15 protein-coding genes and 1 pseudogene are annotated in these 14,327 nt (G+C 42.0%); 10 read left to right on the top strand and 6 right to left on the bottom strand.

The window, feature by feature from the left end; translation table 11 throughout:
• The first annotated feature begins 284 nt into the window (after positions 1–284).
• The 9 genes from F752_RS0117580 to F752_RS25525 all read left to right on the top strand — a co-directional run bounded on the left by F752_RS0117580 (position 285) and on the right by F752_RS25525 (position 8,536).
• Positions 285–1,433 (top strand): tyrosine-type recombinase/integrase, encoded by a 1,149-nt coding sequence (locus tag F752_RS0117580; protein WP_160164132.1) that lies wholly within the window; start codon positions 285–287, stop codon positions 1,431–1,433.
• Between the two features lie 162 nt (positions 1,434–1,595).
• The gene (locus F752_RS25535) at positions 1,596–2,147 is read left to right on the top strand and encodes an AlbA family DNA-binding domain-containing protein (protein WP_051049918.1); all 552 of its coding nucleotides are present in this window, start codon (positions 1,596–1,598) and stop codon (positions 2,145–2,147) included.
• Positions 2,096–3,091, top strand: coding sequence for an ATP-binding protein (locus F752_RS25530; RefSeq protein WP_081604598.1), 996 nt, complete (start codon positions 2,096–2,098; stop codon positions 3,089–3,091). Before F752_RS25535 ends, F752_RS25530 begins: the two co-directional genes overlap by 52 nt.
• Before the next feature lie 379 nt (positions 3,092–3,470).
• Complete coding sequence (locus F752_RS0117565) at positions 3,471–4,460, top strand: type IV toxin-antitoxin system AbiEi family antitoxin (protein WP_017733063.1); 990 nt, start codon at positions 3,471–3,473, stop codon at positions 4,458–4,460.
• A 328-nt stretch (positions 4,461–4,788) separates the two neighbouring features.
• Positions 4,789–6,339, top strand: a complete 1,551-nt coding sequence (locus F752_RS0117560; RefSeq protein WP_040664835.1) for a Fic family protein — start codon at positions 4,789–4,791, stop codon at positions 6,337–6,339.
• 340 nt (positions 6,340–6,679) lie between these two features.
• Positions 6,680–6,961 carry a hypothetical protein gene (locus F752_RS26105; RefSeq protein ID WP_152425195.1) on the top strand — a complete coding sequence of 94 codons (282 nt, stop codon included), beginning with the start codon at positions 6,680–6,682 and terminating at the stop codon, positions 6,959–6,961.
• A 132-nt stretch (positions 6,962–7,093) separates the two neighbouring features.
• A complete protein-coding gene (locus F752_RS26295) occupies positions 7,094–7,414 on the top strand; it encodes a hypothetical protein (RefSeq protein WP_160164131.1) in 321 nt (106 codons plus the stop codon).
• A 122-nt stretch (positions 7,415–7,536) separates the two neighbouring features.
• Complete coding sequence (locus F752_RS0117550) at positions 7,537–7,866, top strand: DUF3024 domain-containing protein (protein WP_017733060.1); 330 nt, start codon at positions 7,537–7,539, stop codon at positions 7,864–7,866.
• An 85-nt stretch (positions 7,867–7,951) separates the two neighbouring features.
• Positions 7,952–8,536, top strand: a complete 585-nt coding sequence (locus F752_RS25525) for a hypothetical protein (protein ID WP_017733059.1) — start codon at positions 7,952–7,954, stop codon at positions 8,534–8,536.
• A gap of 118 nt (positions 8,537–8,654) precedes the next feature.
• Here F752_RS25525 and F752_RS26100 read toward each other — a convergent pair whose 3' ends face one another.
• The 5 genes from F752_RS26100 to F752_RS0117520 all read right to left on the bottom strand — a co-directional run bounded on the left by F752_RS26100 (position 8,655) and on the right by F752_RS0117520 (position 11,886).
• Positions 8,655–9,182 carry a hypothetical protein gene (locus tag F752_RS26100; protein WP_026135817.1) on the bottom strand — a complete coding sequence of 176 codons (528 nt, stop codon included), beginning with the start codon at positions 9,180–9,182 and terminating at the stop codon, positions 8,655–8,657.
• 15 nt (positions 9,183–9,197) lie between these two features.
• Entirely contained in the window at positions 9,198–9,881 is a 684-nt protein-coding gene (locus F752_RS25520) for a hypothetical protein (protein WP_236614029.1), read from the bottom strand.
• Between the two features lie 184 nt (positions 9,882–10,065).
• Positions 10,066–10,770, bottom strand: coding sequence for an NADase-type glycan-binding domain-containing protein (locus F752_RS0117530; RefSeq protein WP_017733054.1), 705 nt, complete (start codon positions 10,768–10,770; stop codon positions 10,066–10,068).
• Positions 10,771–10,834: 64 nt separating this feature from the next.
• A complete protein-coding gene (locus F752_RS0117525) occupies positions 10,835–11,167 on the bottom strand; it encodes a DUF2185 domain-containing protein (RefSeq protein WP_017733053.1) in 333 nt (110 codons plus the stop codon).
• A complete protein-coding gene (locus F752_RS0117520) occupies positions 11,164–11,886 on the bottom strand; it encodes a YqjF family protein (RefSeq protein WP_040664830.1) in 723 nt (240 codons plus the stop codon). The genes F752_RS0117525 and F752_RS0117520 overlap by 4 nt, the downstream gene beginning before the upstream one ends.
• Before the next feature lie 263 nt (positions 11,887–12,149).
• Here F752_RS0117520 and F752_RS25870 point away from each other — a divergent pair.
• Positions 12,150–13,259, top strand: a pseudogene (locus F752_RS25870) (IS3 family transposase).
• Between the two features lie 141 nt (positions 13,260–13,400).
• Here F752_RS25870 and F752_RS0117500 read toward each other — a convergent pair.
• Positions 13,401–13,898 carry a hypothetical protein gene (locus F752_RS0117500; RefSeq protein ID WP_017733049.1) on the bottom strand — a complete coding sequence of 166 codons (498 nt, stop codon included), beginning with the start codon at positions 13,896–13,898 and terminating at the stop codon, positions 13,401–13,403.
• Between the last annotated feature and the right edge of the window lie 429 nt (positions 13,899–14,327).

Below are 14,327 nucleotides of genomic sequence, written 5' to 3'. Positions count from 1 at the left end.
GTGACCCTCTGATTATGAGTCAATAAAAAATAGGATTATTTATTTTTGGCTATTGCATAAATGTCTGTAAATGTGTTATTTAGTGAATATATGTAAGTAGTTGGTAAGTGTGTAAATTGTACTTTTCGAGATGTTTTGTGCAAATTTTGTGCAAATTTATTTTTAGAGACTGAATCCTCTGCCCTATGATAAACGCTAAAATCACCTTCTATCACGATAATAGGCGCACCAAAAAAGACGGTAAATCTCCGATAAAATTAAGGGTTTATTTTCAAGGTAAATCCATGCTATACCCGATTGATCTGGACCTCACCGAAAAGGAATTTAAAGGGGCCACAGCCAATAACCCGCGGAAGGCTTTTCTGGAATATCATGAGATTCTGGAGGGAGTGAAAGAGAAAGCCAAAGCTGCCAGAGATTCCCTCACCATTTTCACTTTTGAGGCCTTTGAACGGAAGCTGTATGACACCGCACCACCTAAAGAAGATGTCACTGGCTATTACAATAGTTACATCGAGGAGCTGGAAAAAGATGGCAGAGTGGGCACTGCCTCCAGCTATTCTCTTAGCCTGCGAAGTCTGCTGGGGTATCATACCTACAGAGCTGGCAGGCGTAAGCAGGGGGAGCTGGGCTTCCTTGCCATTGATAAAGATTGGCTGAAAGGTTTTGAGCGCTGGATGGTCGGGGAAGGGAAGAGCCTGACCACCGTGGGCATCTACCTGCGTCCCCTGCGCGCGATGTTTAACCAGGCCATTGCCGACGGACTCATCACCCAGGAGTACTATCCCTTTGGGAAGAGGAAGTACCAGATACCTGCCGGCAGAAATGTAAAGAAAGCGCTGAGCAAGGGGGAGCTGAAAAAGCTCTATGAACAGCCGGTGGAGGAGGGAAGCGTACAGGACAAGGCCAAGGACTTCTGGTTCCTGAGCTTCCTGTGTAACGGCATGAACATGAAGGATATTCTATTGCTGCGTTACCGGGATATCAGCGACGATAAAATTGTCTTTGTGCGGGAGAAAACCAGGAATACCACCAGGAGTAACCAAAAGCCAATCGTGGTGATGATGAACGATAACATTAAGGCTATCATCGAGAAATGGGGGCAAAAGAAAGTTTCTAAATCTACTTTCGTCTTTCCAGTATTGGACGATGAAATGGATGCCAAAGAAATGCAGAAGCAGACTCAGAACTTTACCCGCTTTGTCAATCAGCATATGAAAACCGTGGCAAAAGAGGCTGGCATTACTGAGGATATTACAACCTACTGGGCGCGGCATACCTTTACTACCACCATCATGCGCAAAGGTGCTTCTATTGAAATGGCTTCGTGCCTGCTGGGGCACCAGAGCGTGGCTACTACTAAAAGCTACTGGGCAGGTTTTGAAGATGATGCAGTTAAGAAGGTGACCGGAAATTTACTGGACTTCGATTAACGTTAACCTTAACGTTAATCCAGGGGTGTTATATTAGGTTTGTGAAAGTAGATTGTTAAATCCCGCCTCATGTTACTTTTACTTTATGCCTTTACACATTAATATAGAAGATTTGCTTAACCATCGTTCTGTGGAGTCAGATCGGATTGAGTTTAAGGAAGGGTGGAACCAAATGCCATTTACAGGTCCATTTGTGCTTTTGCCAATGATTTTGACAATACCGGAGGAGGTTACATTATTGTAGGAGTAGTGGAGGAAAATGGAGTGGCTAAACGCCCGGTAAAAGGAATGTCTCCAGTGGAGATGGCAGAGGTACAAAAGAAGATGATTGGCTTTAACAACCTTATTAAACCTATATATTATCCTAAGGTTTTTATAGAGGAAGTAGATGAGCAGCAGATTCTGGTCATATGGGTTCCAGGTGGCTCCAACCGCCCTTATGAGGTACCGGAACAGATAACGGCCAGTCAAAAAAGATACTTTTACTATGTTCGTCGCTATGCCAATTCCGTTAAGGCAGATGCGGAGACCCAGCAGGAGCTTATTAGCCTGGCCAACCAGGTGCCTTTTGATGACCGCTCCAATACACAGGCAAGTATCGGTGATATCTCCATGGTGCTTTTGCAGGACCATTTGAGGAAGGTTGGACGCAGGCTTCTTGAATGGGTAGAAAAAAAGACAAGACTGATGTGCTGGGGCAAATGTTACTTGTAGAAGGACCTGTCGAACACAGGTTTCCCAGGAATGTTGCTTTAATGATGTTCAATGAGCGACCGGATAAATTTTTTCCGGCAACCTGGGTGGATGTTGTGTACTTTCCTAAAGGAGAGGGAAACCCTGAGTTCACAGAATTCCCGAAAATTACAGGTCCCGTGCCGGCCATGATACGTAAGACCCTTGATTTATTGCAAACCAATTTTTTGAAAGAAAAGGTGATCAAGCAAGAGGGGAAGGCTGAGGCTGTTCGTGTTTGGAATTATCCTTATGCTGCCCTGGAGGAGGTTGTGGCCAATGCCTTGTACCACAGAGATTACCTGGTCAGGGAGCAGGTAGAGCTTCGTATTACGCCGGAATCTATTGTAATTCTTAATTACGGAGGGCCGGACCGGTCTATCCGGCAGGAGGACGTGGACAGTGGCAGGATCAGACCCCGTAGATACCGGAACCGAAGGTTAGGAGATTTCCTGAAAGAGCTTGACTTGACGGAAGGAAGAGCCACAGGTATTCCCACAATTAAGAGGGTGTTGGAAATCAATGGTTCTCCTCCACCTGTTTTTAGGACAGATGATGAGCGGACTTTCTTTGAGGTGGAGATTTTCTGCCACCCGGCATTTGTGGTGTCTGGCTTAGACACCAGTGACCAAGCTGGTGACCAAGCTGGTGACCAAGCTGATCAGATGATGGGCTTGGCTGATAGGCTGCTTGATGGGCATCTTAAGGTTCTTATGTATGTTTCAAAACCAGCAGGGCGCAAAGAAATACTGGAAGAGGGTTTAGGCTTTAGTAGCCACACTAAAAACGTAAAGCGATATATTGATCCTTTACTGGAAATGGGCTTAATGGATCGTACCATAAAAGACCGGCCAAGGAGCCCGTTGCAGCAGTATGTGATAACACAAAAAGGACGTGACCTGCTTGGATATTTAAAGAAGAAATAGACAATTAACCAGGGAAATCAACTATATTTTAAGCCTGGGAGTATGCATTTTCAGAACGTATCTTAACTTAAATCCTCGCTGTATTTGTGCGCCTTAAGAAGGATAAGTACACCTGAAGGAATTACTACAGCAATCTTTTGCTAATTCTCCAGCCAAAGGCAAAATAAAATAGTTGTGTCATACCTTGCTCCCAGACGGCAGCTCCACCGGAAGCCACCAGGCCGACTTTGAAGACGAGGCGGTGAAGAAGGTGACCAGTAACCTGCTGGACTTTGATTGAAAACGTTCCATGAACTTCTAGTCATGACAAATTTAGCACCTTCAGTCTGTTCGTTTATTTTATTCGTTCGTTATTTATGAACAGGTTAAATTAGCGAACATGAAAAAGGGGGTGCTTTATACAATTGTCGGCAAGCTCAGGGAGATTCCCTGTATAGATTTGGTAGCGGAAGAGGCAAAAATAGCCAAGGGTTTTCCTGATGGGAAAATACAGCTGAACAGAAATCATTATCGAAAAGAATGGTATTTGGAGGTGAGAACCCAGCTTACACCGGCCATCTTGCCAGGCTTACTGGCTCGCTTACCGCAGGCGGTTCCAATTATGGTGATTGCAGAATATATTACACCGACAGCAAGGAAGCTGTTAAAGCAAGAAAATATAGCCTATGCAGATGCCGCCGGGAACATATTCCTGGTGGATGATGAAATATATGTTTATGTAGAAAATAATACAGCAGAAAGAAAAGAAACTGTAACGGGAAGTAGGGCTTTTACAAAAACGGGCCTGAGAGTTCTTTTTCTTTTGTTGCGGCATCCGGAATATATAAATGAAACCTACCGCTTTATCGCGGAGAAAGCAGGGGCAGGGCTGGATACCATTAGCAAGGTTTTTAAGGCCCTCCAGAAAGAAAGGTATCTAATTTCTGTTACGGATAAAGCATTCAGTTTGAACAAGCGAAAGGAACTTCTGCTTCATTGGGTGGAGGGCTACCAGCGGAACATGAAGCCAAAGTTACACCAGAAAAGGTATAAGACACTTGAAAAGGACCAGGACTGGAAGAAGCTCAGCTTGCCGGAAGATACCTGTTGGGGAGGTGCCAATGCAGGCGCTTTGTTGACAGACTACCTGATTGCCGACCAGTGGACTCTTTATACCGGGCAGGATTTTATAACCCTCATGAAAGCATTCAGATGGGTTCCTGACCCGGAAGGCCATATAACCCTCATTGAAAAGTTTTGGCACGGGGAAGAGCAGGGGCCTCATGTGCCACCCCTGATTGCTTATGCTGACCTGACTGAGCAGGATAACCCCAGGTACATGGAGACCGCAACTATTATTTATGAAGAACACCTCAAAGATACCCTATGATGCCCTTCAGGTGAGGGTTTGAAGGAAGTGCTGGTCCAGGTAAGTGATGTCTGACATGAGCTAGATATCCATTTCTTTATCGTCTGATACCTTTGAAAATCAAAAGGAGTAACCGCATATGAAGGTGTGGAATAAACTCCTGTATCACCTTGCTTTATGAACCAGTACATAAAAATGGTAGGTCGGGAAGCAGGCATTTTGGAAAAGTCGAACATAGGAAGCGTGTATTTTTCATGTGGGACGCCTTTCTCCAATCATTTTTCATAAATTGCGTAGCTTTTTCAGCTTTATTTCTGTACCTTGTGCAGCTTACAAACAGGTAAAAATCATGAAAGCTGGTAAATCCGTCCGTTTTTCAAGAGAGGCGCGTATTTTTCACGGCCGTACGCTCCCGGAAGCCGGCAGTATGGAAGGTTATGCTGCACTGATAGAGGCTTTCAATCTGGAGGTTCCTTTACCGGATGTGATTACTTTTATCAGTACCAAAAACAGGAAGTACCGGAAAGAAGGTTGGAATGTGCTTACGCCAAGACATAAACCAGAGGATAACCTGTACAAGCAACTGGTTTTTGCTTTAAAATATGAAGGGATCAACCTGCTGGTTTTAAAAAAGTTATTCGGAAAATTATCCGAAGCTGAGATGGAAGCGATGCTTCAGTTAGAGCCTGCCGGACGATACAGCAGGAAAATATGGTTTCTCTACGAATGGCTGATTCAAGAAAAATTAGCCATTCCTGATGCGGATACCAGGATAAAATATGAATCACTTGTTGATGAAAAACTGCAGTATGCTATACAGCAAGGCCATTATTCGGCCCGTCACCGCATCATAAATAATTTACCCGGAACGGTAGATTACTGTCCGCTGATCCGTAAAACAGAAAAGTTAGAAAAGTACCTGGAGGCTAATTTAGCTGCACAAAAAAATACCTATTTGAAGGGGATACATAAAGATATTCTCCAGCGAGCAGCTGCTTTTCTCCTTTTAAAAGATTCCAGGGCATCTTTTACCATTGAGGGAGAAAGTCCTAAAAGCAGCCGTGCAGCACGCTGGGGCCAGGCCATAGGACAGGCCGGGGCCAAAGATTTAAGCATAGAAGAATTGATCAGGCTTCAGCAGCTGGTGATAGAAAGCAATCGTTTCCTGGACATGGGGTTTCGCAGGAAAGGCGGGTTTGTCGGGGAGCATGACCGCACGAGCGGGGAGCCGTTACCTGACCATATTTCAGCCAGGTGGCAGGATGTTGATCAGTTGATAGAAGGACTCCTCAGCACAAGTGAGCTGTTAATAAGCAATGAAATAGATGCTGTACTGGCAGCCACGGTCGTGGCTTTTGGTTTTGTTTTTATTCATCCTTTTGAAGATGGGAACGGGCGGGTTCACCGGTATCTGATTCATCATATGCTGGCGCAAAAAGGCTTTGTGCAGCAAGGTTTAATTTTCCCGGTTTCTGCCTCTATTCTGGATCATATTGATGATTACCGGCGGGTGCTGGAAAAATATTCTCATCCCTTGCTGGATTTTATAGTATGGAAAGAAACAGCAGACCATAATGTGGAGGTATTGAATGAAACTATAGACTACTACCGTTATTTCGATGCAACAGCCCAGGCAGAGTTTCTGTATGATTGTGTAAATGACACAATCGAACGTATTATTCCTGCTGAAGTCTTTTATCTTACCAAATACGATGCCTTTAAACGTTTTCTGGATGAGAAGTTCGAGATGCCTGATAAAATGGTCGCAATGCTTGTACGCTTTTTAGAGCAGCATCAGGGGAAAATCTCTAAAAGAGCACGAGAAAAGGAATTTACCGGCCTGACCTATACCGAAGCTGAAGAAATTGAGAGCCGCTACAGGCAGATTTTTATGGAATAAAGATGCTGGCAGCGCAATCCCTTACTGGAAGATACTGGCTCTGATGAAAGAAAGTAAAGGGGTGAGCCTGCAGTACTGCCCCCGCTACTAAGAAAGCCCTTAAGATTATTCTGAAGGGCTTTTTGTATTTTTAGTAACCGCTACGGTAACCGTTTTTTATTTTTGTGAATAAATTAGACTCCCGCTAGCTCTTTAACACCTCCAAGAGCTTCAATTACTAATCCTATCTACTCCTTCCCCATCTTATTTATCTTGGAACTTGAAAAATAAAAAGGTAAGTTACTCAGTAAATCGTGTAGATAAGGCATGTGGAGTGAGTTTCCGTTTTTAAGAGAATAAAATGAGTATCTGGTTAGTATCTTTAGTTCTTTTAATTATTTTAATGTTTGTTGTGAATTTAACTGTCACCAGAAAGATAATACTAGCGAACTATCAGGATGAAGAGAGGAGGAAGGCTCATCTAATAATTCTGTGGGTACTTCCGGTTATAGGAGTTTTGATGACAAGGTTCTATTGGAAGAAATCATCTCCTAAGATAAAGGTAATCACCAAGAATGACAGGAGGAGTAATTCCGGTAGGTTTTATGATAGTGGGCATGGTCTTTATGGTGGAGGGGATTAAGAGGATGAAAACTTTAATGAGCCAAGTAAAATCGCAGAAGATACTGCTATTAAGTGTAGCCTTGTTTCTTGCTTCATTAATGCCGGAAACCTACTGCGTAAATGGTGGCTGTGGGGACTTTGGTGGAGGTTTTTGGATTTTATTTTTCGGTTGGATGGGAATTTTGTTGGTGGTGCATTTATTTGTTGGCTGGCAAATCCCCTTCTGATTCTTTCATGGTTGGTATTCTATAAGGGTAATACCAAAGTACCTTTAGTTCTAAGTTGTTTATCAACTATTCTGGCTTTTTCATTTTTAATATTTGAAGAAATTATGATCAATGAAGCCGGACATTATGGTGCAATTACCGGATACGGGGTAGGCTATTGGCTTTGGTCTTTATCTTCTTTAATCATGGTTTTAGGGAGCCTGTTGACGATATTTAATGGAAGAAGAACAGAGGTTAATAATTAATTCAAATTGCAATGAAGCCTTAGGGGAAAGGGTTTTATAAAGTGCTGACGAATTTCTTCTTTATATTCAAAAGGAAGCTTTTTTTGAGTGAAATTTCTTAATGTAGCTTTAAAAGATAAACAATGATAGATTTGGTAGAAAGGCAAATTCAAAAGTTTATTGAAAGTAAAAGACCTTCTGAGGAAATAAGAAGTAAACTGGATTTCGGTTATTCTTATAAAAATAATGCCGTTGAGTTATATGAAATTCGCCCTCAATGGGATGATGAGAGTATTATCCGCCATCATCCTTTTGCTAAAGCAAAATACGTGAAAACGAAAAATATTTGGAAGGTTTACTGGATGCGTAGTAACCTTAAATGGGCCCTATATGATCCTCTACCCGAAGTGAAAGGTGTTGACGAGTTTCTGGAAGCTGTTGACCAAGATGCTCATCACTGCTTCTTTGGATGAGAGTGTAAACTTATAGTGCCTTTTCTACCAGTTGGTCGGTGGAAATGAAAACACCCAACAAACAAGGTTACACTTTCTTGAAGCAATGAAAGCATTATTTATTCTTATATTCTCTCTGAAAGTCACTTTCCTTCTAGGTCAGGATTTTAGAAAAGAAATATCAATCACCGACTTGCGAAAATCTTTACCGGAAGGATATACCATACTGGATACGGCAACAGGTGATTTAAATAAAGATGATCTAGATGACCTCATCGTTCTTTACAGAAAAGTTAATGAGGAAGAAACTTCTGATGTAATCGATAATCCTGAAAAGAGACCACTAGCCATTTACCTTGGAGTAGGATTGGATACCTTTAGGTTAGCTGCTCTGAATGAAAATGTAGCTTACTGTTTTGATTGTGGAGGGATGATGGGAGACCCGTATCAGGCAATCGCGATAAAGAACGGGTATTTTACGGTTGAGCATTATGGAGGGAGTGGATGGCGATGGACAAGATATGTTACCTTTAAATATTCTCCGAAGGAAGGAATGTGGTATCTGCATAAAGATGGGGGGGATTCCTTTCACGCAGGAGAGCCGGAAAAAGTAACTACAAATATTATGACCGTTAGTGATTTTGGAGTGGTGCCCTTCGAGGAATATAATATTTACAGAGATATTGATTAAAGAACCGGAAGAAATATCAGTCTTATGACTAAAGAAGAATTAATAGAAAGGCTACAGTCCCATGGCCTGGACTGGTATCATAATGAAATAGAGCCACATTTAAGAAATACCATAGGTTTTATGATAGCCTTAGTGGCAAGCACCTTCCTTGTAAAAAAGAAGCTATTGGGCCTAGAGGCAGAAGGTTAGGGGGGTGTTTGTGCCTCAGTTCAAGTAATCGTTCCAATTCTGCATTCGGTCCAGGGTAAATTTTAGTCCTATCGCAAATGTCGGTTTCAAAATGCTTGTCATCTTTTTCAGTAAACAGCCCATCTTCATGGGCATAGACCAAATAGCTAACTCCTTTTTTGAAGCCGAAACCACAATCACCATCTCCAAGCCCGGTTATAATAGCCACTTCAGAGGCTGGGTTACCTTTTATAATTTGACTGATTTTAAAGCGAATTACCTGTTTTGAATAGAGTTGGGGAAGTTCATCAAGACGCTTTATTTCGGTCAAGTCAAAGGGTTCAATACTGAGGACTTCACCCACAAAGATTAAATCTGAAGATTGGTGAGACTCGGCTATGGTGGGTGTTGTGCCGCAGTCACAGGCTGTTGCTGACTGAATAGAAAGTAAGAATATTAGCAGTAGGGTGAGTTTCATGGAGTATGGCTGCTTTTAATCCTTCCACCATGCGCTCGGTTCCGGCTCTGCTTTTCCTTCCATCCTATTTGCAAAAGACTTCCACCCATAAGGGTAGTATTTTTCATTTGGACCAAATTCACTCGACCCAACATCTAAATCGCCGGATTGCGGAATTCTACTGTCGCCCCAGTTGGCAGTCATCGTATTTTCCTTGTTATATCCTGTCCAGGTGCCTGCAAACTGGTTGTTATTATACATGGCGGAAACATCCCAGAGGTCATTATACCGGATGGTCCCTTCTTTATCCTTGTACCAATAGGTGACAAACCTGCCTTGAAAGATTCCCGAATGCTTTGTTTTAGGGTCCTCGTAAAAAGTGTATTCTCCTGCAAGAATTCCTGTATTGCCTTCCGGGTTTTCCAGCGTTTTGAGGTAGTGAGATTCTTTTATTTCCAGGATGCCCTGAAAGGAGCATATATTATCCGCTACTTTACTTTTCCCATAGATAAAATACTGCCCCGTTTTTTCCTGGTTCTTAATAGCTGAAATAAACCTGATTTCCAACCGGCGGAAATTCTTTCCAATAAAACCTAAGCGCCTTTCGCTTCTGTTGCCACACCAGAATTCACTCAGGTCAAGCTTTTGAACTTCCTCCATATTGGAACCAATGGAGGTGTATTCATCATCTAAATCAATGATAGCTTTATAATTATCCAACCCGGATTGGGCGTAAAGACAAGTGGACAGCGCAAAAGATAGCAGGATGAAAATGATTTCTTTCATGGCATGGATGGGAGAAAGAGGTGTTAAGAAAGTGAAGATAAGGGATATTGTGGGAAAATAGGAACAGATGTAGGGAAATGTGATTGTTGAGGACTTAACTGCTAAAGGATGCTTTGCTTCAGCCGCCTCCATAGCTGGGCGTTACAAACTCTGATACTGCCACATCTTTATATTTTTCTCCGGGATAAACTTCTATGATTTCAAATTTTAAGCTGCTCCCATTGCTAAGCTGAAAGGGAGCATCGGGATACCGGTAACTTTTGAAGAAATGGCCAATATCGAACGATTGGTATTGCCAGGTATCCGCTAGTTCAACCAGGCACACTGGAATATCTTCATAGTACATTTTTAGCTTTTTTACCCTGGAGTTTGCCTTCCAAATGCTTTCAGATTTGCAGTAACCATTGAATATTTCAATTACGCCATTAAAATTTTTATAGTTAAATGGTTCTTCAGCGGATAAAACAAAGGAAAAGGATTGCCTGGCGCCATAGCCGCTGGCACCTTCTATCCAGGCCGTTGCTAAATCCAGGTCATGCAGGTTTTTCACACCGTAGCCAGCTACCTTACTCGACCCTAAAGTAGAGGTTGCGGTAGCTTTTCCAATTTTACCGGAGTGCCATCCCCACCTATCTCCTTTGTGGATTTCTTCTAAAGAATGAGCAAAGGAATTTTCACCCTTCTTTGCAACCGTTGAGGTGATAATCGCTAAGCCCTGTGATTGTGCCGGATGGGAAAACAGGATGAGAAGAAACAGAAGTTTTGTTGGTAGGCTTGTTCTAACGGAGAGGATAAACCTTAGTAAGCACTGCTCTTTTTTCATGCGATATCATTTTTAGTTGACTCCACTTTTCCAGCAGGTGGCCCCACTGGACATCGCAAAACGATTATTCCTTAACTTTAATAAACCTATCGGAATCAGCTAACCTTTCTAAAACAGTGCCAATGGGAGATGTCAGGTAGGGTATGATTGCCCTGTCATAGTTTGCTATCGTATTCAGGTCATAAATTTCTGTATTGGAAGGCTCATCCACATATTCCTGCGATTCTGTTCCGGAAAATAGGCGCCAGCCACTATCCATCTCATTGAAGGGGTCTTCCCGGTACATGTATCTCACCTGGAGTCCTTCCACGGTTATTTTATCCGTAGCCATACATCCTCCCATAGGAGGAAGGAGCCTTTTTATTTCGTTCGCCTTTAGTTTAAACTCTTTTTTCATATTTTGAATTTTTTCTTTCCCCAGGCCAGCACCTGCACACCTGCTGAATAATGCTGTAAAAGGGGTTCACCTATGAGGAGCTTATCATATTTTGGGTAAGAGACTTTCAGCTTTTCGATAGCTATTTGTTGAATAGGCCACTCGATATGGTGTACCTCAAATTCATTGACTGATTTACCGGAATCCTGATGTAAGGCATATCGCTCTGTCAGCCACTTATCCAGCTCACTTTTCTCCTTTACTTTGTTGCCGACAGCATAGTCAATGTATAAATGGTCATTAGCTGCTGCATTTCCTGATTTAAAAATACCCTGACCCCTTTGCATTTTAGAATAGCGGTAGGGCAATTCAGAAATGCCTTTTGCTACTTTACAGGATAGCCATTTGCTTCCTTCCATGCTCAGAAAATACACACCTGCTTTGTCATTGAAACGGGTGTAGGTTCTGATGTTGACCTCATGGAAATAGGAAATCGGAGAAAAGGGTGGCAGGTATCTGGGTCTGATGTTTTCCATGGTAAAGGCAACTACTGAAACCCATGCATGATCCTGGTAAAGGTCTATTTCCAGGTCGGGAGGAACATGCTTTTTTAACTCCTGCGTATCAACCTGCCAGTGCATAAATATTGCCTGATTCCATTCCTGATAGAACTTCCAGCTTTCCTTTGGTAAATTCCATGGTCTGTGACCGGTGGCCTTTAGTAGTTGATGATTCTTCACCTCAATTAATTATTTGTCTTTTTTGCTATTGTTTTGAGCCGGTAACCAATGGCAAAGAGCGCTCCTAGTATTATGTGACTGAAAATAGCCCCTACAATTGTAAACAATCGCCTGAGTCCATACCCATCATGGCCTAAATCAAGAAAAGCAGGATGAATAGTCAAAGTGAGGTAAATCACCATGTAAGCTCCCCTGAAAATAGGACGGTTTAAAAGTAGAGAAAATGTACTTAACCGCGCCGCGTCGGCTTTAAACTGTCAGCTATGAAGAAAAAAAGATTTACACCCCAACAGATTGCAAAGATTCTTAAAGAGTTTGAAGAAGGAAAAACAGCTGCTGAGATCAGCAGGGAATATGGCGTCAGCCAAGCAGCCTTTTACAAATGGCGTCAGCGGTATGGTGGCATGGATGCCAGTGAGCTAAAGCGACTTAAAGAGCTGGAGGAAGAGAATAGAAAGCTCAAACATATGTATGCCGAGCTAGCCCTTGATTTGAAGGTAGCCAAGGAGATCATCGAAAAAAAGCTTTAAAGCCCTGTCAGAAGAAGCAGATAGCAGAGGAGATAAATCAAGAAGTCGAGTGCGGTATCAGCAGGGCGTGCCGTATATTAAAGCTGAGCAAATCTGTTTATTATTACCAGTCCCAGAGGGATGATTCTCCCATAGTGGCTGCCTTACAACAAAAGGCTGAAGAGCATCCAAGAGAAGGCTTCTGGAAAGCATTTGGGCGCTTACGTAATGAAGGAAAGCCATGGAATCATAAAAGAGTCCATAGAGTTTATAAAGCCTTGGGATTGAACATCAGAAGAAAGGCAAAGAAGAGGCTTCCTCAGCGGATAAAAGAACCTTTAGAAGTTCCTTCAAGGCTGAATCACACCTGGTCGATTGACTTTATGTCTGATGCCCTGATGAATGGTCGGAAGTTTCGTTCCTTTAATGTAATGGATGATTATAATCGTGAAGCTCTGCATGTTGAAATAGATTATTCCCTGAAGAGTAACCGAGTAGTGTGGGTCCTAAACCACCTTATCAAAAGAAGGGAAAAGCCTGAGCGTATCCGAATGGACCGCGGCGGCGGACCGCAATGGACCTGAATTCATAGCCTCCCTAATGGAGGAATGGAGCAGGATGCATGGGATAGAGTTCATCTACATCCAACCAGGTAAGCCCACGCAGAATGCATATATCGAGCGGTTAAACGGCACCTATAGAAGGCATGTGTTAGATGTTTATCTCTTCGAGAACATCAATGAGGTAAGGGAGATAACCCAAACGTGGATGGAAGACTACAACTACCATAGGCCTCATGATAGCTTGGGAGGCCTATCACCCATTAACTATGCAAAGGGAATGAAAATTGAAGAGGGTGGTTAATTGTGGAAAAGTCTATCAACTTTACCACAATTAACCACCTGATAATAGTAGGATTTTATAAATTGAGCCAGTTCTAATTCAGGGGAGCTTACAACCAGAACTATGGCGTTGGCAATAAAGAATTTCCAAAAATGCTTCCATTCAAATAAAAGCCATATACTTATTGTTTAAAATAGCGGAGAGATTAAAATTAAAAGTGGCAGGATGCTTTCTTTCATTCAAAAAGAGATATTCTAAGGCAATCATGCTTTTGGAAGGCTTTTCAATATCATATCTTACCTTAACCGTTCTTTTAAATTCAGAATCTATTATTTTCTTTAATGCATACTGAACCTTTGGAAGTCCTGAGAGTGTATTTTGCCCCCAATATAAATGGTTATTTACCATATATTGATAATTAACTAAGTAACTTTCAACAACAATTTTATTTCCATATCGCCCCTGCCGCATCGTGGTATTTTCTTTGATAGAAATAACCTGTCCTTTGGTTTCTCCCTTCAACTGTTTCAGTTTAAAAGAATAAACCATTTCCGGAATAAAAACGAAAGAGATTAAGCTGATGATTAAAAAAGCTATTCCTAATAACCAAAGAATACTCTTCTTATCCCAGAAAAAATAAAATGGAAGTTTATTCTTCATTACCCTTCATACTTAAAAAGTGATGCAATTCATGCTAAAGAGAATAGTATGTATATGATGTGAAGTGAGGTCGGAACCAAAAATACTGATGTAGCCCAAATTCTCTGTTGCCGGTATTTTACCTCATACTCATGCAGGTTTCGGGTAAACCTAATCAGGTAAACGATTGAGGCAATCCCCAGAAGGGAAGAAAGAAAAAGTATGGGGAAGAAGAAATTAAAGTTGTAGGAAAACATTGCGCCTGCACTGCTTTGCTCATTTGGAGAAACAAGATAAGTCAAGCCAATAGTGGTTGCTGAAAGAAAGGAAAGAACTAATGATTTCTTCCATGCTCCAGTTTTTAAGCGCTTACTAAGATAGGTCATCTAACAAGGTAATTCCTTCCACTTTTTGCTTTTTATAAAGGGAAGATAAGGGTTTGGATCTAAT

It is taken from the genome of Nafulsella turpanensis ZLM-10, assembly GCF_000346615.1.
Taxonomy (GTDB): Bacteria; Bacteroidota; Bacteroidia; order Cytophagales; family Cyclobacteriaceae; genus Nafulsella; species Nafulsella turpanensis.
Note: the sequence above shows the minus strand (reverse complement) of the source record. Positions and strands in the feature narration are given on the sequence as shown.

Coding starts and splice junctions, on each gene's coding strand:
- F752_RS0117580 (WP_160164132.1), top strand. CDS start 285: ATGCTATACCCGATTGATCTGGACCTCACCGAAAAGGAATTTAAAGGG.
- F752_RS25530 (WP_081604598.1), top strand. CDS start 2,096: ATGGGTAGAAAAAAAGACAAGACTGATGTGCTGGGGCAAATGTTACTT.
- F752_RS0117565 (WP_017733063.1), top strand. CDS start 3,471: ATGAAAAAGGGGGTGCTTTATACAATTGTCGGCAAGCTCAGGGAGATT.
- F752_RS0117560 (WP_040664835.1), top strand. CDS start 4,789: ATGAAAGCTGGTAAATCCGTCCGTTTTTCAAGAGAGGCGCGTATTTTT.
- F752_RS26105 (WP_152425195.1), top strand. CDS start 6,680: ATGAGTATCTGGTTAGTATCTTTAGTTCTTTTAATTATTTTAATGTTT.
- F752_RS0117550 (WP_017733060.1), top strand. CDS start 7,537: ATGATAGATTTGGTAGAAAGGCAAATTCAAAAGTTTATTGAAAGTAAA.
- F752_RS25525 (WP_017733059.1), top strand. CDS start 7,952: ATGAAAGCATTATTTATTCTTATATTCTCTCTGAAAGTCACTTTCCTT.
- F752_RS26100 (WP_026135817.1), bottom strand. CDS start 9,182: ATGAAACTCACCCTACTGCTAATATTCTTACTTTCTATTCAGTCAGCA.
- F752_RS0117530 (WP_017733054.1), bottom strand. CDS start 10,770: ATGAAAAAAGAGCAGTGCTTACTAAGGTTTATCCTCTCCGTTAGAACA.
- F752_RS0117525 (WP_017733053.1), bottom strand. CDS start 11,167: ATGAAAAAAGAGTTTAAACTAAAGGCGAACGAAATAAAAAGGCTCCTT.
- F752_RS0117500 (WP_017733049.1), bottom strand. CDS start 13,898: ATGAAGAATAAACTTCCATTTTATTTTTTCTGGGATAAGAAGAGTATT.